This window comes from Burkholderiales bacterium (assembly GCA_035560005.1).
Taxonomy (GTDB): domain Bacteria; phylum Pseudomonadota; class Gammaproteobacteria; order Burkholderiales; family Eutrophovitaceae; genus DASRFY01.
In genome coordinates this window covers 1-22,226 of the sequence record DATMAN010000100.1, presented here as the reverse complement: position 1 = coordinate 22,226, position 22,226 = coordinate 1, and the positions used below count along the sequence as shown (strand labels likewise).

The following is a 22,226-nucleotide window of genomic DNA, read 5'->3' as shown; positions in this document are numbered from 1 at the left end:
GCTATCGCGAAGCGGCGTATTCTACCAGCGGGTGGAGCGCGGGCTGCTCGTGCCGGGCGATCTCGCGCAGCCGGTGCAGCACGGCGGGCGCCTGCGCCGGATACGCCGCGGTGGCCAGATCCCAGGCCTGGAACGCGTCGTCGAGCCGACCGCCCAGCGCCAGCAATGCGCTGTGCCGAAACGCCATGTCCGCCGTGGGCAGGTAGCGCATCGCCCGCCCATTGATCGCGATCTTCTCCGCGATTGCCTTCGGCTCGAGCCGGATGCTGCGCGCCAGCCCGAACTCGACCAGATGCGCGAACAGCGAATGGCCATGCAAGTGCAGCGCCTCGGCACGCATGCGCTCGAATTCGAGCGCGGATCCTCCGTGGCCTCGCGCGAGGACTTCGAGGCGGCGGTAATCGTGCAGCACACTGCCCAGGGTCCAGAGCGCCAGGACCGCCGCGCCCGCGAAGGCAATCCGGTCGAGCGCGGGCGAGCTGAAGCGCCAGGCCCGCTCCTCGGCAGCCCCCAGGAGCAGCGCGAAGACCCCGAGAAAGTAGGCGTACCAGAGCGGATACTCGAGAAGACTGTGGGCGAGCAGCGTGGTGAGCAGCGTACAGGCCCACCAGCGCTCCGGGTCGAACGAGGACCGGCGCTGCGCGGCAAGCCAGAGCCAGGCGGCGGCCACGAGCAGCGCGACGCCGAGAAAGCCGAACTCGGCCGCAAGCTGAAAGAGCACGTTGTGGGCGTGATCGGCCACGCCGGCTTCGGCGTGGGGCGGCAAGCTTGCGGAGCGCAGGAAGTGATGCCACGCGAAGGTCTCGAAGCCGGTGCCGAGCAACGGCGCCTCGCGCAGCATGGCGAGCGCGGCTTGCGCGTATCTCAGTCGCACCGCGACACCGCCGGTATCCTGGGCCAGACGTGCTCCTACGGTTTCCGCAACGCGCGAAGAATCCACGGGCGCCACGCTGATGGCCCCCTGTATCAGCAGCGCGGCCAGCAGCAGTCCTGATGTCCAAGCCAGCAGCGCGCGCGAGCGCACAGCCGGCTTTCTGGCGTGCAGATACAAACTCAACGCCACGGCCGCAGCCAGGTAGATCCACACCGCGCGGGAACCGGAGAAATTCAGGATCGTCAGAAAGAACAGCGCGGCCGCGGCCGCGAGCGGCGTGGCCAGCCGACCCGTAGTGGCCAGATAGACGACCGAGATCAAACCCAGGGAGACGTAATCGGCGAAGTGATTGGGCTGCCCGAGGTTGCCGTACAGGCGGGTGGTGGCGAGCGGCATGACCCAGGTCTTCCCACCCCACCCCGCGAGTTGCGCCAGCGCGAGCGCGCCGGTCGCCAAGGCGCCCGCCACCAGCACCCAGGCAAACAGCGCGGCGAATGCGGGCCATCCCAGTCGCCGCCGCAAGCCGTAGCCCAGGGCGGCGACGGCGGCGGCCCACAGAAGATAGAGCGCGCCCAGTGCGCCCTGCTGCCAATACGGCAGTTTTCCCCCAGCGGTTTGAACGGCAAGCAACAGGCACACTCCGAGCGGCAGCAGGACTACGCGCGGCGCCTCGATGCGCCGCTCCTGCGAAGCCATCCCGAGCGCGAGGAAAGCGACGCTGCCCAGCGCCATGGCGATCCACTCCTGGTAGAAGCTTTGCACCGGATAGCGGTGCATCGGGAGCAGGAAAGGCAGTACCAGCATGAGCGCGGTCGCAGCCGCGGCAAGAAGCGTCCCGCCGGCAGTGTGCGCGCCGGCATCAGCTCGGGGAGCAGCGGGGTCGCTCGTCATGATGCATGGGCGATAATAGCCGGACCTGATTCGCGCGGTTGAAATCGCATCGAGAACAATGAAGAGCATCGTACTGCTTCGCCACGGCGAGAGCGTGTGGAACAAGGAAAACCGCTTCACCGGTTGGACCGATGTGGACCTCTCCGAGCGGGGCGTGGAGGAAGCGCGCGAAGCCGGCCGACTGATCCGTTCCGCCGGCTTCGATTTCGACCTCGCGTTCTGCTCGGTGCTCAAGCGCGCGATCCGCACGCTCTGGATCGTGCTCGAAGAGCTGGATCGCATGTGGATTCCCCAGGAACTCTCGTGGCGTCTGAACGAGCGGCACTACGGCGCCTTGCAGGGCCTGGACAAGGCCGAGATGGCCCGGAAGTTCGGCGAGGAGCAGATCCTGCTCTGGCGCCGCAGCTACGACGTGCCGCCGCCACCGCTCGAGCGGGACGACCCGCGTAACCCGGCGAACGACCTGCGCTACCGGGACGTGCCCGCCGCCGAGCTGCCGCTCACGGAGTGCCTGAAGGACACCGTCGCGCGCTTCCTGCCCTTCTGGCGCAGCCGCATCGCGCCGCAGGTGGCCGCAGGCCGGCGCGTGATCGTCGCTGCGCACGGCAACACGATCCGCGCCCTCGTCAAGTATCTGGACGACGTATCCGAGAAGGACATCGTAGCGCTCAACATTCCGACCGGCATCCCGTTGGTCTACGAGTTGCACGACGACCTGCGCCCGATCCGCAGCTTCTACCTCGGCGATCAGGAGAAGGCGCGCGCCGCGGCGGCGGCCGTGGCCGCGCAATCGAAAGCGCGTGTCTGAGCGAACGCTCTCGCGCCTGACGGCCGTGGCGCTGGCGCTGTTGCTCGCCGTCTTTCTGCCGCAAGCGCATTCCCAGACCGCGCAGAAGAAAAAGGATCTCGAAGAGCTGCGCAGCCGCATCGAGGCGTTGCAGAAGGAGCTCGAGAAAGCGGAGGAAAACAAGGCGGAAGCGGCCGATGCGCTTCGCGAGTCGGAGCGCGCCATCAGCCAGACCAATCGCCGCCTGTTTCGCCTGGCTGCGCAACGCCGGGCGCTGAATTCGGAGATGCAAAAGCTCGGGCGCGACGCCGGGGCGCTGCGCGCGCGCATCGAGGCCGAGCAGGCGGCGCTGGGCCGGCTGCTGTATCGCCAGTACGTCAATGGCCAGCCGGAGGTGTTGCGCCTCCTGCTCAGCAGGCAGGATCCGAACGAGACTGCGCGCCAGCTCCAGTACCTTGGATATCTCTGGCGCGCCCGCGCGCGCCTGATCGCCGATCTGAAGCGCGACCTCGCCGCACTCGATGGACTCACCGAGCGCACCGCGCGCAAGAGTGCGGAACTCAGGCTGCTCGAGGCGGAGGAAGCGGCGGAGATGAAACGGCTCGAAAGGGAGAAGCAGGCGCATCGCGAAGTGCTTGCCCGCGTCTCGAGCGAGATCGCGCAGCAGCGTAGCCAGATCTCGACGCTGAAGCGCAACGAGCAGCGCTTGACTCGCCTGATCGAACGCCTGGCCAAGGAGGCGGCCCGGCGCAAGTCGCGTCCCGCGATCGTGAACCGCGCCCTGCCCCAGCCCGGCGAGACGGCCTCGGCTTTTGGCAAGCTCAAGGGCCGCCTGCGCCTTCCGGTCGTCGGGGAACTCGCCAATCGCTTCGGAAGCCCGCGGCAGGACAGCGGCCTTTCCTGGAAAGGCCTGTTCATCTCCGCTCCCGCCGGCCGCGAGGTCAAGGCCGTCGCCGCGGGGCGCGTCGTCTACGCCGACTGGCTCAGAGGCTTCGGTAACCTCATGATTCTCGACCACGGTGACGGCTACATGAGCCTGTACGGCAACAACGAAGCGCTGCTCAAGCAGGTGGGCGAGGAGGCCTCTCCGGGCGAGGCCATCGCCTCGGTGGGCAACAGCGGTGGCAACCCCGATTCGGGTTTATACTTTGAATTGAGATACCAAGGTAAGCCGTTCGATCCGCTGCCGTGGGTCAGACTGAGGTAACCATCTGTTTCATGGTCATCAAAGGCGGGCGAAACACCCGCGATTCCAGGAGTCGTGAAAATGCGTAGCCGGTTGCGTCACATCGGGTTGATCGCACTCGGAGCCCTGCTGGGGGTGCTGATCAGCCTCAACTTTTCGGCTGTCGCCGACCGAAGCGCCGGCCCGCTGCCGATCGAAGACTTGCGCGCCTTCACGGAAGTCTTCGGGCGGATCAAGAACGACTACGTCGAGCCGGTCGACGACAAGAAGCTCATCTCGGAAGCGATCAACGGGATGCTCTCGGGGCTCGATCCCCACTCCGCTTACCTCGACGCGGAAGCCTTCAAGGAGCTGCAGGTCGGCACGCAGGGTGAATTCGGCGGCCTGGGTATCGAGGTGGGCATGGAGGACGGATTCGTCAAGGTCGTCGCTCCGATCGAGGATACCCCGGCCTGGCGCGCGGGTCTGAAGCCGGGAGACCTGATCATCAAGCTCGACGACACCAATGTGAAGGGCATGACGCTCAACGAGGCGGTGAAGCGCATGCGCGGCAAGCCCAACACGACGATCACCCTCACCTACATCCGCAAAGGCGATCCCAAGCCGCGCGTGGTGACGCTCACGCGCGCGATCATCCAGATCCAGAGCGTGAAGTCGAAGGTGCTGGAGCCGGGGTACGCGTATTTCCGCATCACCCAGTTCCAGGAGCACACCGGCGAGACCCTTGCCAAAGCGATCGACAAGGCCTTCAAGGACAACGACGGCCAGTTGAAGGGCATGATCCTCGACCTGCGCAACGATCCGGGCGGGCTGCTCAATTCGGCGGTGGCGGTCTCCGCCGCCTTCCTTCCGCAGGACGCACTCGTGGTCTACACCGAAGGGCGTACCGAGGACGCGAAGATGAAGCTCTACGCGCGGCCCGAGTATTACCTGCGGGGCGGCAAGGGGGATTACCTGAAGAGCCTGCCGAAGGAGGTCAAGACGGTTCCGATGGTCGTACTCGTCAACAACGGCTCGGCTTCGGCCTCCGAGATCGTGGCGGGCGCTCTGCAGGACCACAAGCGCGCGATCGTCATGGGCACGCAGACCTTCGGCAAAGGTTCGGTGCAGACCATTCTGCCGCTGGGCAATGGCACAGCGATCAAGCTCACCACGGCCCGCTACTACACGCCGAACGGCCGTTCCATCCAGGCCAAGGGGATCACGCCCGATATCGTGGTGGAGGAAGCCACCATTACGGAAGGCGAGGCTGCGGTTCGCATCCGCGAGGCGGATCTCGAGCGCCATCTAGCAAATCCGGCCGCACCGGACAGCAAGCAGGACAGCAAACCCGTCGCCCCGGTGGCGCCGCCGCCCACCGCGCCGAAACCGGGCGACAGTCCGGGCGCCGATAGCGAAACGGCACCACCCGACATCGTGTCGAAGAACGACTACCAGCTCAACCAGGCACTGAATCTGCTGAAGGGCCTGCAGATCGTCGGTCGGCGCTGATCAGCGGCTCTGCTGCAACGGATTGGGGCGCCCGCGGGCGCCCCGAATTTTTTAGCCGACCGCTACAGCCTCGCGATGGACGACAACCAGTTACTGCGCTACAGCCGCCACATCCTCCTGCCCGAAATCGGCATCGACGGGCAGGAAAGGCTGCGCGCGGCACGGGCTCTGGTCATCGGCGCTGGGGGGCTGGGTGCCCCGGTTGCGCTCTACCTTGCCTCCAGCGGAGTGGGCCGACTCGTGCTTTGCGACCACGACAGCGTCGATCTGACCAATCTGCAGCGCCAGATCGTCCACTTCACCGACTCGATCGGCAGGGCAAAGGTGGATTCCGCCCGCGAAACGCTGGCCCGGATCAACCCGGAGGTCGAAGTCCAGACGGTCCTGGAACGCGTGGCCGGGCAGCGGCTGGAAGCGCTGGTCCGCGACACCGACGTCGTGGTCGACTGCACCGACAATTTCGTGACGCGTCACGCCATCAACCGGGCCTGTGTGCGCTATCGCAAGCCACTGGTCTCGGGAGCCGCGGTGCGTTTCGATGGGCAGATCGCCGTCTTCGATCTGCGGCGCCAAGACAGCGCCTGCTATCACTGCCTGTTTCCGGAAGAAGGGGATTTCGAAGAAATGCGCTGCGCGGTCATGGGCGTGTTCGCACCCGTCGTCGGCATCATTGGTACCGTCCAGGCCGCGGAGACGCTCAAGCTGCTGATGGGCATCGGAGAGACGCTCAACGGGCGCTTGCTGATGCTTGACGCCCTGTCCATGCAGTGGCGCAGCATCCGCCTGCGCAAGGACCCTGACTGCCGGGTCTGTTCCAGGGGTGATACCGCCCAGCGCGAAGCCGCGGCTGCCTGTGCCGCCGGTCAGTCCAGCGTCTGAGCGCGGCGGCACAGAGAGGCAGCCGTTCAATCCTTCCGGTATTCGACCCGCGTGCGGCCGTTGGCCGCCGACACGTAGATCAGTTCCTTCCGGTTCACTTCCCTGAGCTTCCACGCGGCCGAGAAGCCCACGGGAAGCAGGCTGGGCAGGGTGGAAGATTCGACCCGGGTATGCAGATATCCGTCCTTGACCGCCCAGTTGCCGCTCGCCGTAAAGTAGAACACCAGTCTGCCGTTCTTGACTTCGTGATTCACGCCGCGCGGAACATAGAAGGTGGCGGGGACCGGTAGCCGCAGCTCTCCGCGCCAGTTGACCCTCCCGCCGGGCAAGAGCTCGGTTTCGGTTTCCACCACGACGTCGTCCTGTGCCACTTCCTTCGAGCCCCAGGTGCCGATCACCGCGCGCGTGAACTGGCGATCGCTGTTGCCGCACGCGCCGAGCAGCAGGAGCAATGCGCCGCCGATGGCGGCCGGCAATGCATTGCGCACGAAGCGCGCGGCGCTCACACCAAGGCGGCCCACTGCGCTGCCCAGAATTCGGTCGGGTCGCGCTTGAAACCGCTCTTGGCGAACTGGTGCCAGCGGCCGATGACATAGGCGAGCATCAGGTTGGCCTGCGCCGAGACGTCGACCGATTCCGGGATTTCCTTTTCGGTGGACGCGAAGCGCAGCGCCTGCTTCAGCGTTGCTTCGATGCGGTCGTGGAGCTGATTGATGCGCGCCTGCAGTCGTTCGTCCTCGTTGACCAGCGCGTCGCCGATCAGCACGCGGGTCATGCCCGGGTTCTTCTTCGCGAATCCCAACAGCATGGAAAGAATGGCTTCCACCTGACGCACGCCGCTCTTTTCCTCGGCGGTGATCTTGTTGACCAGTCCGAACAGCGTCTGCTCGATGAAGTCGATCAGGCCTTCGAACATCTGCGCCTTGCTGGCGAAGTGCCGGTAAAGCGCAGCCTCCGACACATCGAGCCTTTCCGCGAGCGCGGCCGTGGTGATCTTCTCGCCCTTCGGATTTTCGAGCATCGCGGCGAGCGTTTGCAGGATCTGCAGCTTGCGCTCTCCCGGCTTCGCTGGCATGGCAGGTCGAAAGGTGTGAGGTCGGCAGAAGCTTACCCGAAGTCCCTACAGTTTGGCACGCCCGCGCCAGCGTTTCACGCGCGCGGGCAGTTCGACGACGTGACGCACGTTGACGTCCACCCAGCCCGGGGCGCGAGCCGTTCCATCCACCCACACGGTCTTCATTCCCAGGCGTTTCGCGGTGCGCAGATTCTCCAGGCTGTCTTCCACCATGATGCAGCGGCGCGGATCCAGCCGGTGCGCTCGCAACAGTCTGCGGAAGCCGCGGGCATCGGGCTTGGGCTGAAAGGCGGTGTGCTCGATCGCGAACACGCCGGCAAAGAGATCGCGGATTCCCAGGATTCTCAGCACCGCGCCCAAATAGTGCGCCGGCGAGTTCGAGAAAACGAACTTGCGCCCCGGCAGCCTCTCCAGTACCACGCGCAGCTCCCGTCTCGCGGCGACCATCGCGTCCAGCGCCGGAAAGTCGTGCGTCTCGCGCAAAAACTCGTGCGGGTCGATGTCGTGGTGGCGCATGAGTCCCACCAGCGTCGCCCCGTAGCGCCGCCAATACTCATGTCGCAGGCGGTCTGCGGTCTCGGCGTCGAGCCCGAGCCGCGCGGCCACATACCGGGTCATGGAGCGGTCGATGTGAGGAAAGATGTGCGGGCGCGCATCGTGCAGCGTGTTGTCCAGATCGAAGATCCAGCTCCAGTCGAAGCGGCGCGCCGAAACGATAGTTGAGCAGGACAAAGGTCAGAAACCCAAGAGCGAAACACGAAGACACGAAGGTACGAAGAAACGCATAAGAGATACTTTCATCGAGTCAAATCCATCCGGGTGATCCCTGACTCAATGCCTCGCGTCGACGGTCGTGCGCGCCGAGTCGCCTGGTTCGTCCTTCCAGGACACAGGTACCCCTCGCCTTGTCTGGACCTTCTTCCCGTCCTTCGCGCCCTCGTGTTTCGCTCTTCAGATCTGCCGATAGGTTCAGTGACTGCGAATGAGCGTGCCCACGCCCTGATCGGTGAGCACTTCGAGCAACAGCGCATGCTCCACTCGCCCATCGATGATGTGCACGCTCTTCACCCCGCTTCTTGCCGCGTCGAGCGCCGAAGCGAGCTTGGGCAGCATTCCCCCGTGGATCGCGCCGTCGGAGAACAGCTCTTCGATCTGGCGCGGGGTGAGCCCGGTCAGCAGCCGGCCTTCCTTGTCCAGCACGCCCGGTGTATTGGTCAGAAGAATCAGTTTCTCCGCGTGCAGGATCTCCGCGAGCTTTCCCGCCACGAGATCCGCGTTGATGTTGTAGGACTCGCCGCTGGCGCCGACGCCGATCGGAGCCACAACCGGAATGAACTCGCGCGTTTCCAGCAGGGAAATGATCTCCGGATCGATACTCGCGACCTCGCCCACGTGACCGATGTCGATCATCTCCGAGGCATTGTCCTTGTTCGCGAGCAGCATCTTGCGGGCGCGAATGAACGCGCCGTCCTTCCCGGAAAGGCCGATCGCCCGCCCGCCATGCTGGTTGATCAGATTGACGATCGCCTTGTTCACCAGCCCGAGAACCATTTCCACCACGTCCATGGTCTCGCTGTCGGTCACCCGCATTCCCTGGACGAACTCGCCTTTCTTGCCGACGCGCTTGAGCAGCTCGTCGATCTGCGGCCCGCCCCCGTGAACCACCACCGGATTCATGCCCACCAGCTTCAGCAGCACGACGTCGCGGGCGAACGAGTGCTTGAGCTTCTCGTCGGTCATGGCGTTACCGCCGTATTTCACGACGATGGTCTTGCCATGAAAGCGGCGGATGTAGGGCAACGCCTCCGCGAGAATCAGCGCCTTGCTGTGGGCATCGTTGGCGGAGATGGGCATGAAGGAAGTCCTGATACGGCGGTGGCGCGATTCTACCCGAGTGCCCCTGCGCGCCAGCGCCAACAAAAAGGCGGCCCGCAGGCCGCCCTTTTCGAAAGCTCCCGGACTGGCGCAGGGCTACTGGATCGTCAGCCGCTTGGCCTGCGTTGCGGCCTTCTTGGGCAGGATCAGCTCCAGCACGCCGTCGACATACTTCGCCTCGGCCGCAGCCTCGTCCACGTCCTGTCCGAGCGAGAACGCGCGATACAGCTTCCCGTAATAACGCTCCGCGTGCAGAACCTTTTCGCCCTGCCTTTCTTCCTTCTCTCGCTTGACTTCGGCGGTGATCGCTACCTGGTTGCCGTCCACCGTGATGTTGATGTCCTCCTTTTTCACTCCTGGAATCTCGGCCTGCACGACATAGTTCTTGTCGGTCTCCTTGACGTCCAGGCGCATCTGCGCCGGAATTCGGCTTTCGAACGCCATCGGGCGCACGAAGAAGCCCTTGAACAAATCGTCGAACGTTTCGTCGAACGGGCTGTATCGGGTAATGCTGGCCATTTCTTCCTCCTGAAAGGATTCTCTACCGGGCTTCTGTGCCCTCCGCTGGGTATATGGGACCCAGCGGGCGCTTTTCAAGCCTCGATTTCTTCCGCGGTCCGACCCAAGGTATGCTGTAGATGCGGCCGGGCGCAGCGCGAGACCGGTCATCCACCAAGACTCGCCTCCAGCCGAGGTTCCTCCAAGAGACAATGCCGCAGCCCGCCCCGTCCACCGCCTTGCCCGCAGAACTGGAGGGCCATCGCGCGTACCTGTATCGCTACGCGATGCTGCAATTGCGCGACGCCAGTGGCGCGGAAGACGTTGTCCAGGAAACGCTGCTGGCGGCGCTGGAGAGCCGATCCGCCTTTGCCGGGCGCTCGTCGTTGAAGACCTGGCTCACCGGAATCCTCAAGCACAAGATCACCGATCTGATCCGCAGCCAATCCCGGGAAGTCCAGCCCGAGGCGCTGCGCACGGGTGACGACCCCGAGGAAGCCAGGGCCTACGCCGACCAGTTCTTCGACCGGGCGCGGCGAGACCACTGGCACGCTCCGCCCCAGGCCTGGGAGGACCCGGAGCTCTCCCTGGAGCAGAAGCGCTTCTGGGAGGTGTTCGAGCGCTGCTCGGCCGCACTGCCGCGGCAGACCGCGCGGGTATTCGCCATGCGCGAACTGATGGGGCTGTCCACGGAGTCCATCTGCAAGGAATTGGACATTTCTCCGACCAACTGTTGGGTGATCCTGTACCGGGCCCGGATGGCTTTGCGGGAATGCCTGGAACTGAACTGGTTCGGCGAGCCGCAGGCTCGCGATCCAGCCTGACGCTGGCGAGCAGCGGGAGGACCATGGCGCCGGAGGCAAAGTCGTGCTGAGCTGCAAGCAAGTCTCTGAGATCGTCTCCCAGTCGCTGGACCGCCGGCTCACCCTGGCGGAGCGCTGGGGGCTATGGCTTCACCTGCGCGCCTGCACCGCCTGCCAGAACTTCCACAAGCAGATGACGTTCTTGCGCAAGGCTCTTCGGAACCATCCGCTGCTCAAGGACCGCCGGGACTGAAAGCGTCGGGGTCACCGGGTCTGGCGGCAGGATCCGCGGCGCGCCCAACCTGCCGGCGGAGGCAGCGCATCCGGCCGCGCACGTGCCTCGTACCTGCTGCGGTAGCGGCGCGGGGCAGGCGGCTCGACCTGCGGCGTTGCACCATCGTCCCTCGGGCCGCTCAACGGAGGCAGGCTTATGAACCATAAATCGAAACTCACCGGTGCGGCGCTCGCTGCGGCGGCCGCGACCCTGTTCATCGCCGGCTGTGCATCCTCGGGTGGGACAGCACAAAGCGCGGACAGCGGCACGGTGAAGGTGAAGTGTTACGGCGCCAACGCCTGCAAAGGCCAGGCCGAGTGCGCGACGGCCATGAACGCCTGCAAAGGGCAAAACGCCTGCAAGGGCCAGGGCTTCGTGATGACCACGGACCGCGACTGCATCGAGCGTCTGGGACGCAGCTAGCAATCGGACGGGATGCCCCGAGAGCCCCTCCGGGTTCCGGGGCCCCGTTCCCTCCACACCAGTGCCTGCCGATACTTCCAGGATCGGTCCCTCGAGCTTCGGGCTCGGGCTGCGCACCGTTCACTACGAAGACATCCTCGCCTCCAGGACCGAGGCGGACTGGTTCGAGCTGCTGTCCGAAAACTACCTGGTTCCGGGCGGCAAGCCCTTGCATTACCTCGACCGGATCCGCGCCGACTATCCGGTGGTGATGCACGGCGTCTCGCTCTCGATCGGCAGCGCAGATCCCATCGACTACGGCTACCTGACGCAACTCAAGGCACTGGCCCAACGCGTACAGCCGCAGTGGATATCGGATCACCTGTGCTGGACCGGCTGCGCCGGACAGAATCTCCACGACCTGCTGCCGCTGCCCTACACCGAGGAGGCGGTTGCGCACGTGGTTCGCAGGGTCGAAGCGGTGCAGGAATTCCTGGGCCGGCGCATCCTGCTCGAAAACGTGTCGAGCTATGTCACCTTCCGCCAGTCCGAAATGCAGGAATGGGAGTTCCTCGGGGAGATCGCGCGGCGCGCCGATTGCGACATTTTGCTCGACGTCAACAACATCTACGTCAGCGCCTTCAATCACGGCTTCGACGCGCGCCGCTACATCGACTGCGTTCCCGCCCGGCGCGTGCGTCAGATCCACCTCGCCGGACACAGTAACTGCCTCACCCACATCATCGACACCCATGACGCCCCGATCATCGACCCGGTGTGGGAACTCTACGCCTATGCACTGCGCAAGCTGGGGCCCGTCCCCACGATGATCGAGCGCGACGACCACATTCCACCGCTGGCCGAGCTGGTGGCAGAGCTGGACGTCGCGCGCCGGGTCGCCGCCGAAGCGTTGCAGCCGGTCGCCGCCTGAGCATGCTGACCACGACGCAGACCAACTTTCAGCGCTACGTGCTGCACGGCGATCGCACGATCGTCGACGAGATCGCCGGAGGGGATGACGCTTGGCGCGAAGCGCGGCTCAGGATCTACTACGACGCGTACCGGCTGCGGCTGGTCGAGGTGCTGGGCGGCGACTTCGAGACGCTGCGGGCATTTGTCGGCGCGGAAGACTTCGACGCGCTCGCCCGCGACTATATCCACGCGCACCCCTCCGTCTTCCGCAACGTGCGCTGGATGGGTGGCCGTCTGGCCGGATTCCTGCAAGACGATGCGCGCTACCGCGACCGTCCGGTATTGGCGGAACTGGCCGCGTTCGAGTGGACGCTCGGGCTCGCCTTCGACGCACCCGACGCCCCGCTGCTGTCCTTCGACGAGCTAGCCGGGCTGCCCGCCGAGCGATGGGCAGGGCTGCGCTTGCACCTGCACCCTTCGCTGCACACGCTCACGCTGCACTGGAACGTGCTCGCGATCTGGAACTTCATCGCCCAGCAGCAACCGGCTCCAGCCGCGCGACGCGAACCGCAGCCGGTGAGCGTCGCGCTGTGGCGCCAGGACTACAAAAGCCATTTCCGGTCGCTCCCGGAGGACGAAGCGCAGATGCTGCGCGATGCGCGCAACGGCGCGACTTTCCCCGAGATCTGCGAACGTCTGGCGCTCCAGCAGGGAGATGACGCCGCAATGCGCGCTGCCGGCCTGCTGCGAACCTGGGTCGATCAGGGCTGGCTGAGCGGTTATACCGTTTCCGCGTAACAGCCCGCGCGGGCTCAGTGATGCGCGTGCGGTTCGGAACCGTCGAGGTTGCGGACCTGCACGCTCGCCGCGATGGCGTGCCTGATGCCCCGGGCATCCACGACGATCAGCGTGATCGGCAGCTTGTCTCCCGGGGCAAGCGCCTGCTTCAGATCGAACAGCATCGCATGCAGGTCCCCGGGCTTGAGGTGCACCGCTTTGCCGGCCGGCAAGTCGATCGCCTCCACTGCGCGCATGTGCATCGTGCCGTTGTCCATTCGCATCGAATGCAGCTCGCCGCGCGCCGCGAGCGGGCTTTGCACGCCGGTGAGCTTCGCGTCCGTGCCACTCACGATATCCAGGTAGACGCCGGCCACCTTCTGGCCCGGAGCGGTCGCCCGTGCCCAGGCGTTGCTGACCGTAACCCCGTCTGCGTCCGCCTGACCGTTCATTGCCGCCATCAGCAGCAGCGCGCTGAACCAACCTCCCAACCTTCCCATCACCATCTCCCCTGCACTGGAAAGTGTGCATTCTTTCAGAGCTGTCCTGCCCGGACAATGTGGGCCGGTATAATTCGGCGCAGGATGAGAACCGGATTTGTCGCGGCCCTGCTGCTCCTCGGCACCGCCGTCTCCGCCCAGACGATCCCAGGAGATGTCCAAGCCCCGACTCTGGCGGCCAGGTCCTACATCCTGCTCGACTTCCAGAGCGGCAAGGTCCTCGCCGCCAGGGACGCCGATCTCAGGATCGAGCCGGCATCGCTCTCCAAGCTGATGACCGCCTATGTCGTGTTCGATGCCTTGCGCCAGAAGCGGCTGTCGCTGGCACAGACCGTGGTCGTTTCCGAGAAGGCGTGGCGGGCGCCGGGGTCGCGAACCTTCCTCGAGCTCGGCTCGCAACCGACCGTCGAAGAGCTGCTGCACGGCATGATCGTGCAATCGGGCAACGACGCGGCGATTGCGCTCGCCGAAGCGGTGGCGGGCAGCGAAGAGGCATTCGTGCAGGCGATGAACCGCGAGGCGGCGCGGATGAAGCTGCAGAACACGCGGTTCGAGAATGCCACCGGCCTGCCGCGTCCCGGGCACTACTCGAGCGCCGCCGACCTCGCCGTCATCGCGGCCGCGATCATCCGCGAGTTTCCGCAATACTTCCGGCTCTATGCGCTGCGCGAATACCGCTACAACAACATCACCCAGTACAACCGCAACCGGTTGCTGGGCCGGGATCCGTTCGTCGACGGCATGAAGACGGGCTTTACCGAGGGTGCCGGCTTCTGCATGGTGGCCACCGCGCAGCGCGCGCAACGGCGCCTCATCGCGGTGGTGATCGACGCCGGCTCCGACAATGGCCGCCTGGCGGAGAGCCAGAAGCTGCTCAATTACGGATTCGAGGCATTCGATACCTTCAGACTGTATGCAAAGGGGCAGCCGGTTCACGCCCTGCCGGTGTGGAAGGGCGCCAAGGCGTTGCTGCAGGCCGGGTTCGCCGACGATTTCTACGTGACGATACCCAAGGGCCGGAGCGACCGGCTGAAAGCCCAACTGGAGAGCCTGCAGCCGCTGCTCGCACCGGTCTATGCCGGTGAACGCGTCGGCACCCTGAAACTGACCTTCGACGGACAGCCGTACGGCGAACACAGCGTGGTCGCGCTGGAGAGCGTTCGAATCGCCAATGTCCTGGTGAGAGCCTGGCACAGCCTGCGCCTGCTCATCACGGATCCCGGACAGCAGGGTTTTGCCGCGGGCGCCGGCGACAGATAGCATGACGGCCGAACCCCGCGAGACCGTCTCGCCGCGGTGTGCGCAGGCCGCCGTTGACCATTGACCGTTCACTCGCTCACCACTGCAATGATCTATCTCAATGGGCAGTTCATGCCGATGGAGGAAGCGCGCATTCCAGTGCTGGACCGCGGATTCATCTTCGGCGACGGCGTCTACGAAGTGATCCCGGTCTATTCCCGACATCCTTTCCGCTTGCGCGAGCATCTGCAGCGGCTGCAGGCGAGCCTGGATGGGATCCGGCTGACCAACCCTCACTCCGTTCCCGAGTGGTCGCGCCTGATCCGGCGATTGATCGAACTGAACGAACCGGCCGATCAGTCGGTCTACTTGCAGGTCACCCGCGGGGTGGCCAAGCGCGACCATGCGTTCCCCCAGGGCGTGGCGCCCACGGTGTTCCTGATGAGCAATCCGCTCTCGGTGCCGCCCCGCGAACAGGTCGAGAACGGTGTGGGCGCGGTGAGCGCGATCGACAATCGCTGGCTGCGCTGCGATATCAAGGCCACGTCTCTGCTGCCCAACGTGCTGCTGCGTCAGCTCGCGGTAGACGCCGGTTGCGTCGAAACGATCCTGCTGCGCGACGGTTATCTCACCGAGGGCGCCGCAAGCAATATTTTCGTGGTGAAGGCCGGAACGCTCCTCGCCCCGCCGAAGTCTCACTGGATGCTGCCGGGCATCACCTACGACGTCGTACTGGAGCTGGCACGGGGCAACGGGGTGCGCTGCGAAGTGCGGCCGGTCGCCGAGTCGGAGCTGCGCGGCGCGGACGAAGTGTGGCTCACTTCCTCCACCAAGGAGGTGCTGGCCGTCGTGGTGCTGGATGGCCGGCCGGTCGGCAACGGTAAACCGGGCAGGGTGTTCACCCGGATGTACGAGTGGTATCAGGAGTACAAGGAGCGCGTGATGCGCGCGCCGGCAGCGGCCAAATGAAAGGTCAGAGCATCCTCGAGTATCCGATCGACTTTCCGATCAAGGTCATGGGACGGCGCGAGCCGCGGCTGGTGCAGACCATCGTGGACATCGTGCAGCGGCACGCGGCCGATTTCGATCCGGCCTCGGTGCAGATGCGCACCAGCAAGAAGAACAACTATCTGAGCGTCACTTGCGTGGTCCGCGCCACGTCCCGCGCCCAGCTCGATGCCCTGTACCGGGAGCTGTGCGACCATCCGGCGGTGGTCATGGTGCTATGAGGGCAGAGGAACTGCGTTCTTCCTCCGTGCACGGGGAGCGCAGCTCGCTGCCCGCCGTGGGGCCGGAGAATGGCGGTCCGGCTTGCGGGCCCACAGTGCTCGTCCGCGACCTGGGGCTGGCGGACTATGAGCCGGTGTGGCGCGCGATGCAGCGCCTGACAGGCGAGCGTACCCGCCAAACGCCCGACGAACTGTGGCTGCTGCAGCATCCGCCGGTCTACACGCTGGGACTTGCCGGTCGCATCGAGCATCTGCACCGGCGCGACAGCGCAATTCCGGTGCTCAAGGTCGATCGCGGCGGACAGGTGACGTACCACGGCCCGGGTCAGCTTGTCGTCTACACGCTGCTCGACTTGCGCCGCCTCGGGATCGGAGTACGCGAACTGGTGCTGCGGCTGGAGGCTGCGGTGATAGACTTGCTCGCGCAATACGGCGTGCAGGCGCAGCGCCGCGCGAACGCGCCCGGCGTGTATGTGGGCGATGCCAAGGTCGCCGCGCTGGGGTTGCGGGTGCGCAACGGCTGCTGTTATCACGGCCTGGCGTTCAACGCCGACATGGACCTGGAACCGTTCCGGGACATCGATCCGTGCGGATACCCGGGCTTGCGCGTCACGCAGGCACGCGATCTGGGAATCGCCGATTCCCTCGATGTGCTGGGGCAGGGACTTCTCTCGGCGCTGCAATCGAACATCTGGAAATGAGCAACGACACGCTGCGCCAGACCGGCGCCGAGAAGACCGCGCGCAATCCGGTCAAGGTCATTCCCATCCAGCCGCTCAAGAAGCCGGCCTGGATCCGGGTCAGATCGCCTTCCAGCCCCACCTTCTACCAGGTCAAGGAGATCCTGCGCCACCATCGGCTGCACACGGTCTGCGAGGAAGCTTCCTGCCCGAACATCGGCGAGTGTTTCGGCAAGGGCACCGCGACCTTCATGATCCTGGGCGACCTGTGCACGCGGCGCTGCCCGTTCTGCGATGTTGCGCACGGCCGACCCAAGCCGCCCGACCCGAACGAGCCGGGGAACCTGGCCAGGACCATCGCGGCTCTGAAACTGAAGTATGTGGTCATCACCAGCGTCGATCGTGACGACCTGCGCGATGGAGGCGCGCAGCACTTCGCCGACTGCATCCGGGCGGTGCGCGAAACCTCGCCGCAGACGCGGATCGAGATCCTGACGCCCGACTTTCGCGGCCGGCTGGAAACGGCGCTGGACAAGCTGAGCCGCGCGCTGCCGGACGTGATGAATCACAACCTGGAGACCGTGCCGCGGCTCTACCGTCTTGCGCGTCCCGGCGCCGACTACCGGCACTCGCTGCGGCTGCTCAAGGATTTCAAGGCCCGCTTCCCCGGCATTCCCACCAAGTCCGGCCTGATGGTGGGCCTGGGCGAAACCGACGAGGAAATCGTCAGCGTGATGCGCGACCTGCGCGCCCACGACGTGGACATGCTGACGGTCGGCCAGTACTTGCAGCCGACCCCTGGACACCTGCCCGTGCTGCGCTATGTCGAACCGGCGCAGTTCAAGGTGTTCGAGACCACGGCCTGCGAACTCGGTTTCAAGCACGCGGCCTGCGGCCCGCTGGTGCGCTCCTCCTACCACGCCGACCGGCAGGCGCACGAAGCCGGGGTCGCTTGACCACGACGCCTGCAAAGCCTGCCCGAAAAAGCGCCCGAAACGCCGCCCCAGGCAGAACCCGTCTCGTCATCGCTCGCGTGCGATGGAGACGATTTTCGCCGGACTGCATGGCCGCGGCCGGCATTCTCGGCCGCCCAGGATGCAAAGCAAGCAATGGCAGATCGTCGCGAGAGCTACCTCAAGTTCGCGGGCCTGAGCTATCTACGTCCGGCTAAAGCGGGCCGGCGAACTCCTGTGGCCTGCGCTCATCGCCGATCACTCCGGGCCGCTCAGGGACTCTGTCGCGTCCTGGAAAATTCTTAACTCGCCGATGCTTCGCGTCAAACAGGTATAGGCCGAGTACCCGTATTCCGCGAATCTTTCGGCACCCATCAGCCACCGCCTGGCCGAGCGGATCGCCGGCAGCATCTTCAAGTACAGGCGCAACTTCCGGGACAGGCGCCGCTTCAGGTTATGTTCCCAGTTGTAGCGAATGACCTCCTGCGCGCTGTGCGTGAGGCGCTGCTCCAAAATGTCGAATCCTTCCGACTTGAGCAGGAACCTGAAGGTGGACGGCGTGAATACGTTGATGTGTCCGTAAGCGTGCAGCTCTCTGACCCGCCGGTCCACATTCACGGCATAGTCGAGCGGGATCTCGAAGACCTGGTAGTCGGACACTCGTTTCAGTTCTCGCAGCAGGATTCGGGGATGTTCCACGTGTTCGAGCACATGCGAGCAGTACGCCATGTCGAAGCTGCGATCCGGATAGGGGATCTGGTACCCGTCGAACCCGCGAGTTTCGCGCAGCGTGCGGATCTTCCGCTTCTCGATCTGCCGAATCCCGCTTTCGGATATCTCGATTGCGAAGAGTTCGGCGAAAGCGCCGGAAGCGTCGAGAAACCCCAGAATGCTTCCTTCGCCCGCGCCGCACTCGAGCACCCTCTGGAAACGGCGATTGCGGCAGACCGCCAGGATGTTCTCCGCCTTGTACTTGGCGCCCAGCTCGCGCCACTGCGCTATTTCGCCGGTGTATTGCTCGTCGTACGCGCTCTGGAGCGTCGTCGTAATCGACAAAGAACGCCCCGCACCGCTCATTGATTCACCGGCAGCCGGCTGCTCTAAGGTCGCCATGTGTGTGCTCCTCTTTCGTCGATCCGCCAGTTCCGACTCCCGGCAGTTGCCTGAGTCCTCGCTCGACTGCTTCTCGTCGCTTTGCACAGGCTGCGGCAGGATTCTTCTTATTATTCCCTGCCGGCCATGGCCGTTTCGAGTTTCTCGACAGCCGCAATCACGGTCTCGGGCCGCAGCATCTGCAGGCAGGCGCTTTCGCTTTCGATGGTTCGCGCGCAGCCTTCCTGAAGGCAGGGCACGCAATGGCCTTCGCCCTGCACGAGCGCGACATTGCCGCGGAGCTGCGTACCGCGCAACACGTAGGGCGACGGGGGCGTCGACCAGCCTTTCGGCCAGGGACCCCACTTGACCGGGTTCGAGGGACCGAACAGCGCAACAGTGGGCACACCAAGCGCTGCCGCCATGTGCGTGACGGCAGTGTCTGTCCCGACATAGAGCGCCGCGCGGCTGATGATGCATGCAAGCGTCGAAAGATCGATTCGGCCAGCCAGATCGACGATATTCGGCATGGACGGCAACAGCCTCTGCACGTACTGTCGCTCGGAGCCGGAGGCTCCCCCCGCGATCGCCACTCGCATCCCCTTTTCCGTCAGCATGTGCGCGAGCCGTCCCCATCCTTCGGCGCTCCAGCGCTTGTAGGGAAACTTGGGCGATACGTGGAGCACGGCGACGCGCTCGCTGTCCAGCTCCGGGAAAGCCGCGCGAGCCGCGCTTTGCGCTTCGGGCGGACAGCCCACTACCGGCTCCGGTAACGTCTTCACGCCTAGCCGTTCGATCACCCTCAGGTTCATGATCACCGTATGGGTGTGGAAATCGTCGAAAGGCACCCAGGCGTGCAGCAGCGCCCTCTTCCAGAGGCTCTTTGCCTTCTGCTCCAACGTACCGATGCGGTAGCGGCCGGCCGCCCAGGCGTACAGCGTCGGCCGGTCTCCCGCGAGAACGGACACCGCCAGGTCGTAGCGTCGCCAGATCCGCCTCAGGAGTCGCCCTTGCTCGCCCGCACCGGGGCGTTCGGCAACGGCCAACACGGCGCTCACGTCAGGATTGCCCGCCAGGATGCCCTGAGTCCCCTCGAAGAGCAGCACGTCGACCGCCGCGTCCGGGTACGCGCGCTTGAGCGATCGAACCACGGGGGTGGTCAGGAGCACGTCGCCGATGCGGCGCGTGCAGATCACCAGGATGCTTTCCGGTGAAGTCGGCGGCTGCACGGCGCTCAGGCAGGCTCGGCCAGATGCCGTTCGAGGCCGATCCGTGCGCGCGTCCTGCCCGATCGCAGCAATTCATCGAGCAGGCCCTGGTTCTCGGTCAGTCTGCTGCGGTCGTTCTCGCGGTGCCAAAGGTGAAAGACCGGCGCTGCGAAACGCCCGTTCTTGTGTTTGACGCCGGCGTGCAAGAGCCGGATGACCAGGTCGGAATCCTCCAGTCCCCAGCCTTCGTAGGACTCGTCCAGCCCGTTGACCCGCAGGAAATCCTCGCGCCACAGCGACAGGTTGCAGGTCTTGACGCCTTCCCAACGCTGCGGCTCGCGTGTGCGAAACCCTCCGTCCGGCAACGTCAGCAGCGGCAACAGTCGGTTCACTTCGCGGCGCGCCCACGCAGCCACCCACTGTTGCCATCCCCACGTGTGAATCGGAATCCGCTCGGCCAGTACGCGGCGAGTGAACGCCTCGCTCAGCAACACGCGATTCGCCGCGACAAAACAGCCGCGCCGGGCCAGCCTGCGGTGCGCCGCGACGAACGTGCGCACCGGTACGCAATCACCGTCTGTGAAAACGAGATATTCGGCGCGCGTCGCCGCCACCGCTCGATTGCGGATCGCCGCCGCGCGAAATCCTCTGTCCTCTTGCCAAACGTGCCGGATGGGCATGCCCCCGCGGGCTCGATATCGCTCGATCAGGCGGCGGGTGTCGTCGGTGGAACCGTCGTCCGCGACAATCAGTTCGAAGTCGCGATCGGATTGGGCGAGATAACCCTCGAGCACCGCCGCGAGTGCATCAGGACGGTTGTAGGTCGTGACGACGACCGCCGTTCTCGTTTCACCGCTCACGGTTCGCCCGCGCCTGCATCAGCCAGAGCTTGACGTACTTGTAGTACGCGCCTTCCGCGTTCGACACCGCGAGCATGAAGCCTTCCCGGCCATCGAGGCATCCGGCTTTGAGAAAGTAGGTTCTGACAAAGGCCGCCAGAGCGTGCAGTGCCGCGGCGAACGCGCCGCCACGCCGGCCGGCCGCCGCCATCTGTTGCGCTCCGAGCGAGGAGTAGCGGTTGATCTTGTCCAGCACCTCTTCCAGGCTGCCAAACGACTCGTGCAGCAGTGTTCCCTTGAGTCGTCCGACGGGCCCGTTGACGATCAGACGTTCGTGCACGAGATCGTCGGAAAAGCGCGCCTTGCCGCGTCTGAACAGTCGCGTCACGTAATCGGGCCACCAGCCCGAGTGCCTCATGTAGCGCCCGCAGAAGCTGGAAAGCCTCGGCAGGCGAAACGCGCTCGCACTTCCCGGCTCCGCCACCACCGCGCGGATCTCCTTCGCCAGCTCGGCCGTCACCCACTCATCCGCATCCAGTGACAGCACCCATTCCCCCGTCGCCAGGTCGAGCGCACGGTTCTTCTGCGGGCCGAAACCGGGCCAGTCGGTCGTCACGGAAACCCTGGCGCCCCGCTCCCGGCAGATCTCGACGGTCCGGTCCGTGCTCCCCGAATCGAGCACCACCACTTCGTCGGCCCACGACACCGAATCCAGGCAGCGCCGAATCGACGCCTCCTCGTTCCTGGTGATCACCACCACGGAGATGCGCATCCCAGATGTCTCTCCCCAAGCGGACCGTCACGCCCGGCGTCACGCAGCGCTCGTCGCCGCCAGACCCCATCCTGATCCGGCCTCTCACCGGAACTTGGAACTTTCGCGTCAAGCGGTGCGGAGTGCTTTCGGCCGCTCCTTACAAGATCCACGATGTGATCGCGGAATCGTATAACCGTCCTTGGATGGCCAAGGACCGCCAAATTGCCGGTGGCTGCGGGTCCGGTCAGCAGAGCTGTCGACCGGTTGCGAGGCATCAAGCCAGCGGCGCGAAGTCGGCGAGTCGCCGAATCTGTCCGAGATGCGCCGCCTTGCGGTAGTAGGCCTCATCCGCAGTAACCAGCAAGGCGCCCCGCGTGTGGAGAGCAGCTGCGTGATAGAGGGTATCGAAAAGATGGTGCCTGAGCTGAACGGCGAGACGACAGGCCGTTTCGTACACCGCAAGGTTCTCGACAGGAACGGGGCTCAGCGCGTAAAGCAATCTCATGTCCTCCTCGATCGTCCCGGGAGACAAGCGCACGAGAACGCCCGCGACCTCGGCCATCCAGTGGGCAGGCGCTGCAAGCATGTGCATTCCCCTGCGTACCCCCTCGAGGAGTTCCAGTGCCGGTTCCGCGTCCCGTTCGACGCCGGATGCAGGGAGAAACCACTTCACTGCAACGCTGGCGTCGACGACGATCAGCGCCACTGGCGCAATTCTCTTCTTGCAGCCCGGATAGCTTCGTCGCTTACCGGCTTGCGCCGGCTCCTGCGGACCAGGATCTGCCGAATGGCGCGCGCGCGACGCCGCTGCGTGCTCGCATCCTCCACCGCCTTCATCATCAGTTCGGCGATGACTGCGCTCTTGTTCTTCCCCCTAAAGGCAGCGTTGAATGCCTCCTTGATTTCATCGGGCACGCTGAAGTTGACTGTCGCCATGATCCACGATCATTGTTGAAAAGTTCAACAATAGTAGCATTGCCTGGCGATGGCCTCAAGTTCCCCGCACCG

Annotated in this window: 27 protein-coding genes; 14 read left to right on the top strand and 13 right to left on the bottom strand. The window is 65.1% G+C overall.

The genetic code is table 11. From position 1 onward, the window contains the following. Position 1 precedes the first annotated feature (1 nt). Positions 2-1,678, bottom strand: a complete 1,677-nt coding sequence (locus VNM24_15960; GenBank protein HWQ40078.1) for a Wzy polymerase domain-containing protein — start codon at positions 1,676-1,678, stop codon at positions 2-4. Positions 1,679-1,823: 145 nt separating this feature from the next. Between VNM24_15960 and gpmA the strand changes: the two genes are divergently transcribed. The 4 genes from gpmA (at position 1,824) to moeB (ending at position 6,108) form a co-directional block, all read left to right on the top strand. Then, on the top strand, positions 1,824-2,573 hold the full coding sequence (gpmA, locus tag VNM24_15955; GenBank protein HWQ40077.1) for a 2,3-diphosphoglycerate-dependent phosphoglycerate mutase: 750 nt from the start codon (positions 1,824-1,826) through the stop codon (positions 2,571-2,573). Continuing rightward, positions 2,566-3,759, top strand: a complete 1,194-nt coding sequence (locus VNM24_15950) for a peptidoglycan DD-metalloendopeptidase family protein (GenBank protein HWQ40076.1) — start codon at positions 2,566-2,568, stop codon at positions 3,757-3,759. Before gpmA ends, VNM24_15950 begins: the two co-directional genes overlap by 8 nt. A gap of 60 nt (positions 3,760-3,819) precedes the next feature. Further along, positions 3,820-5,229 (top strand): S41 family peptidase, encoded by a 1,410-nt coding sequence (locus VNM24_15945; GenBank protein ID HWQ40075.1) that lies wholly within the window; start codon positions 3,820-3,822, stop codon positions 5,227-5,229. 75 nt (positions 5,230-5,304) lie between these two features. Next, complete coding sequence (gene moeB, locus VNM24_15940) at positions 5,305-6,108, top strand: molybdopterin-synthase adenylyltransferase MoeB (protein HWQ40074.1); 804 nt, start codon at positions 5,305-5,307, stop codon at positions 6,106-6,108. A gap of 26 nt (positions 6,109-6,134) precedes the next feature. Here the strand turns inward: moeB and VNM24_15935 are convergent, their stop codons facing one another. The 5 genes from VNM24_15935 to VNM24_15915 form a co-directional block, all read right to left on the bottom strand. Continuing rightward, positions 6,135-6,629 (bottom strand): hypothetical protein, encoded by a 495-nt coding sequence (locus VNM24_15935; GenBank protein HWQ40073.1) that lies wholly within the window; start codon positions 6,627-6,629, stop codon positions 6,135-6,137. Continuing rightward, positions 6,611-7,183 (bottom strand): nucleoid occlusion factor SlmA, encoded by a 573-nt coding sequence (slmA, locus tag VNM24_15930; GenBank protein HWQ40072.1) that lies wholly within the window; start codon positions 7,181-7,183, stop codon positions 6,611-6,613. Before slmA ends, VNM24_15935 begins: the two co-directional genes overlap by 19 nt. A 45-nt stretch (positions 7,184-7,228) precedes the next feature. Continuing rightward, positions 7,229-7,915, bottom strand: coding sequence for a pyrimidine 5'-nucleotidase (locus VNM24_15925; GenBank protein HWQ40071.1), 687 nt, complete (start codon positions 7,913-7,915; stop codon positions 7,229-7,231). 237 nt (positions 7,916-8,152) lie between these two features. Further along, on the bottom strand, positions 8,153-9,037 hold the full coding sequence (argB, locus tag VNM24_15920; GenBank protein HWQ40070.1) for an acetylglutamate kinase: 885 nt from the start codon (positions 9,035-9,037) through the stop codon (positions 8,153-8,155). Positions 9,038-9,154: 117 nt separating this feature from the next. Then, the gene (locus tag VNM24_15915) at positions 9,155-9,577 is read right to left on the bottom strand and encodes an Hsp20/alpha crystallin family protein (GenBank protein ID HWQ40069.1); all 423 of its coding nucleotides are present in this window, start codon (positions 9,575-9,577) and stop codon (positions 9,155-9,157) included. Positions 9,578-9,768: 191 nt separating this feature from the next. Here VNM24_15915 and VNM24_15910 point away from each other — a divergent pair, with 191 nt between their 5' ends. The 5 genes from VNM24_15910 to VNM24_15890 all read left to right on the top strand — a co-directional run bounded on the left by VNM24_15910 (position 9,769) and on the right by VNM24_15890 (position 12,745). Further along, a complete protein-coding gene (locus VNM24_15910) occupies positions 9,769-10,380 on the top strand; it encodes a sigma-70 family RNA polymerase sigma factor (GenBank protein HWQ40068.1) in 612 nt (203 codons plus the stop codon). Positions 10,381-10,423: 43 nt separating this feature from the next. Next, entirely contained in the window at positions 10,424-10,612 is a 189-nt protein-coding gene (locus VNM24_15905; GenBank protein HWQ40067.1) for a hypothetical protein, read from the top strand. Positions 10,613-10,789: 177 nt separating this feature from the next. Next, the gene (locus VNM24_15900) at positions 10,790-11,056 is read left to right on the top strand and encodes a hypothetical protein (protein HWQ40066.1); all 267 of its coding nucleotides are present in this window, start codon (positions 10,790-10,792) and stop codon (positions 11,054-11,056) included. Between the two features lie 61 nt (positions 11,057-11,117). Continuing rightward, complete coding sequence (locus tag VNM24_15895; GenBank protein ID HWQ40065.1) at positions 11,118-11,966, top strand: DUF692 domain-containing protein; 849 nt, start codon at positions 11,118-11,120, stop codon at positions 11,964-11,966. A gap of 2 nt (positions 11,967-11,968) precedes the next feature. Next, on the top strand, positions 11,969-12,745 hold the full coding sequence (locus VNM24_15890; protein HWQ40064.1) for a DNA-binding domain-containing protein: 777 nt from the start codon (positions 11,969-11,971) through the stop codon (positions 12,743-12,745). 14 nt (positions 12,746-12,759) lie between these two features. On the opposite strand, the gene VNM24_15885 is transcribed toward VNM24_15890, so the two are convergent. Then, entirely contained in the window at positions 12,760-13,224 is a 465-nt protein-coding gene (locus VNM24_15885) for a copper chaperone PCu(A)C (protein ID HWQ40063.1), read from the bottom strand. An 84-nt stretch (positions 13,225-13,308) separates the two neighbouring features. Between VNM24_15885 and VNM24_15880 the strand changes: the two genes are divergently transcribed. From VNM24_15880 to lipA, 5 genes are all read left to right on the top strand, one after another. Next, on the top strand, positions 13,309-14,484 hold the full coding sequence (locus tag VNM24_15880) for a D-alanyl-D-alanine carboxypeptidase family protein (protein HWQ40062.1): 1,176 nt from the start codon (positions 13,309-13,311) through the stop codon (positions 14,482-14,484). 87 nt (positions 14,485-14,571) lie between these two features. Then, positions 14,572-15,432 carry a D-amino acid aminotransferase gene (locus tag VNM24_15875; GenBank protein ID HWQ40061.1) on the top strand — a complete coding sequence of 287 codons (861 nt, stop codon included), beginning with the start codon at positions 14,572-14,574 and terminating at the stop codon, positions 15,430-15,432. Next, the gene (locus VNM24_15870; protein ID HWQ40060.1) at positions 15,429-15,692 is read left to right on the top strand and encodes a DUF493 domain-containing protein; all 264 of its coding nucleotides are present in this window, start codon (positions 15,429-15,431) and stop codon (positions 15,690-15,692) included. The genes VNM24_15875 and VNM24_15870 overlap by 4 nt, the downstream gene beginning before the upstream one ends. Before the next feature lie 95 nt (positions 15,693-15,787). Then, the gene (gene lipB / locus VNM24_15865) at positions 15,788-16,393 is read left to right on the top strand and encodes a lipoyl(octanoyl) transferase LipB (protein ID HWQ40059.1); all 606 of its coding nucleotides are present in this window, start codon (positions 15,788-15,790) and stop codon (positions 16,391-16,393) included. Next, positions 16,390-17,328 carry a lipoyl synthase gene (lipA, locus tag VNM24_15860; GenBank protein HWQ40058.1) on the top strand — a complete coding sequence of 313 codons (939 nt, stop codon included), beginning with the start codon at positions 16,390-16,392 and terminating at the stop codon, positions 17,326-17,328. Before lipB ends, lipA begins: the two co-directional genes overlap by 4 nt. A gap of 255 nt (positions 17,329-17,583) precedes the next feature. On the opposite strand, the gene VNM24_15855 is transcribed toward lipA, so the two are convergent. From VNM24_15855 to VNM24_15830, 6 genes are all read right to left on the bottom strand, one after another. Beyond that, complete coding sequence (locus tag VNM24_15855; protein ID HWQ40057.1) at positions 17,584-18,438, bottom strand: class I SAM-dependent methyltransferase; 855 nt, start codon at positions 18,436-18,438, stop codon at positions 17,584-17,586. Between the two features lie 110 nt (positions 18,439-18,548). Then, a complete protein-coding gene (locus VNM24_15850) occupies positions 18,549-19,646 on the bottom strand; it encodes a glycosyltransferase family 9 protein (protein HWQ40056.1) in 1,098 nt (365 codons plus the stop codon). A gap of 5 nt (positions 19,647-19,651) precedes the next feature. Continuing rightward, positions 19,652-20,485 carry a glycosyltransferase family 2 protein gene (locus VNM24_15845; GenBank protein ID HWQ40055.1) on the bottom strand — a complete coding sequence of 278 codons (834 nt, stop codon included), beginning with the start codon at positions 20,483-20,485 and terminating at the stop codon, positions 19,652-19,654. Beyond that, the gene (locus tag VNM24_15840; GenBank protein ID HWQ40054.1) at positions 20,475-21,236 is read right to left on the bottom strand and encodes a glycosyltransferase family 2 protein; all 762 of its coding nucleotides are present in this window, start codon (positions 21,234-21,236) and stop codon (positions 20,475-20,477) included. The genes VNM24_15845 and VNM24_15840 overlap by 11 nt, the downstream gene beginning before the upstream one ends. Before the next feature lie 256 nt (positions 21,237-21,492). Beyond that, complete coding sequence (locus VNM24_15835) at positions 21,493-21,924, bottom strand: type II toxin-antitoxin system VapC family toxin (GenBank protein ID HWQ40053.1); 432 nt, start codon at positions 21,922-21,924, stop codon at positions 21,493-21,495. Next, positions 21,915-22,154 carry a hypothetical protein gene (locus tag VNM24_15830; GenBank protein HWQ40052.1) on the bottom strand — a complete coding sequence of 80 codons (240 nt, stop codon included), beginning with the start codon at positions 22,152-22,154 and terminating at the stop codon, positions 21,915-21,917. The genes VNM24_15835 and VNM24_15830 overlap by 10 nt, the downstream gene beginning before the upstream one ends. Positions 22,155-22,226: the final 72 nt, after the last annotated feature.

Excerpts from the sequence above, each read along its gene's own strand:
- VNM24_15960 (HWQ40078.1), bottom strand. The coding sequence starts at position 1,678 with ATGCTGGTACTGCCTTTCCTGCTCCCGATGCACCGCTATCCGGTGCAA.
- gpmA (HWQ40077.1), top strand. The coding sequence starts at position 1,824 with ATGAAGAGCATCGTACTGCTTCGCCACGGCGAGAGCGTGTGGAACAAG.
- VNM24_15945 (HWQ40075.1), top strand. The coding sequence starts at position 3,820 with ATGCGTAGCCGGTTGCGTCACATCGGGTTGATCGCACTCGGAGCCCTG.
- moeB (HWQ40074.1), top strand. The coding sequence starts at position 5,305 with ATGGACGACAACCAGTTACTGCGCTACAGCCGCCACATCCTCCTGCCC.
- slmA (HWQ40072.1), bottom strand. The coding sequence starts at position 7,183 with ATGCCAGCGAAGCCGGGAGAGCGCAAGCTGCAGATCCTGCAAACGCTC.
- argB (HWQ40070.1), bottom strand. The coding sequence starts at position 9,037 with ATGCCCATCTCCGCCAACGATGCCCACAGCAAGGCGCTGATTCTCGCG.
- VNM24_15915 (HWQ40069.1), bottom strand. The coding sequence starts at position 9,577 with ATGGCCAGCATTACCCGATACAGCCCGTTCGACGAAACGTTCGACGAT.
- VNM24_15910 (HWQ40068.1), top strand. The coding sequence starts at position 9,769 with ATGCCGCAGCCCGCCCCGTCCACCGCCTTGCCCGCAGAACTGGAGGGC.
- VNM24_15900 (HWQ40066.1), top strand. The coding sequence starts at position 10,790 with ATGAACCATAAATCGAAACTCACCGGTGCGGCGCTCGCTGCGGCGGCC.
- VNM24_15890 (HWQ40064.1), top strand. The coding sequence starts at position 11,969 with ATGCTGACCACGACGCAGACCAACTTTCAGCGCTACGTGCTGCACGGC.
- VNM24_15885 (HWQ40063.1), bottom strand. The coding sequence starts at position 13,224 with ATGGGAAGGTTGGGAGGTTGGTTCAGCGCGCTGCTGCTGATGGCGGCA.
- VNM24_15880 (HWQ40062.1), top strand. The coding sequence starts at position 13,309 with ATGAGAACCGGATTTGTCGCGGCCCTGCTGCTCCTCGGCACCGCCGTC.
- VNM24_15875 (HWQ40061.1), top strand. The coding sequence starts at position 14,572 with ATGATCTATCTCAATGGGCAGTTCATGCCGATGGAGGAAGCGCGCATT.
- VNM24_15870 (HWQ40060.1), top strand. The coding sequence starts at position 15,429 with ATGAAAGGTCAGAGCATCCTCGAGTATCCGATCGACTTTCCGATCAAG.
- lipA (HWQ40058.1), top strand. The coding sequence starts at position 16,390 with ATGAGCAACGACACGCTGCGCCAGACCGGCGCCGAGAAGACCGCGCGC.
- VNM24_15855 (HWQ40057.1), bottom strand. The coding sequence starts at position 18,438 with ATGGCGACCTTAGAGCAGCCGGCTGCCGGTGAATCAATGAGCGGTGCG.
- VNM24_15840 (HWQ40054.1), bottom strand. The coding sequence starts at position 21,236 with ATGCGCATCTCCGTGGTGGTGATCACCAGGAACGAGGAGGCGTCGATT.
- VNM24_15830 (HWQ40052.1), bottom strand. The coding sequence starts at position 22,154 with ATGGCGACAGTCAACTTCAGCGTGCCCGATGAAATCAAGGAGGCATTC.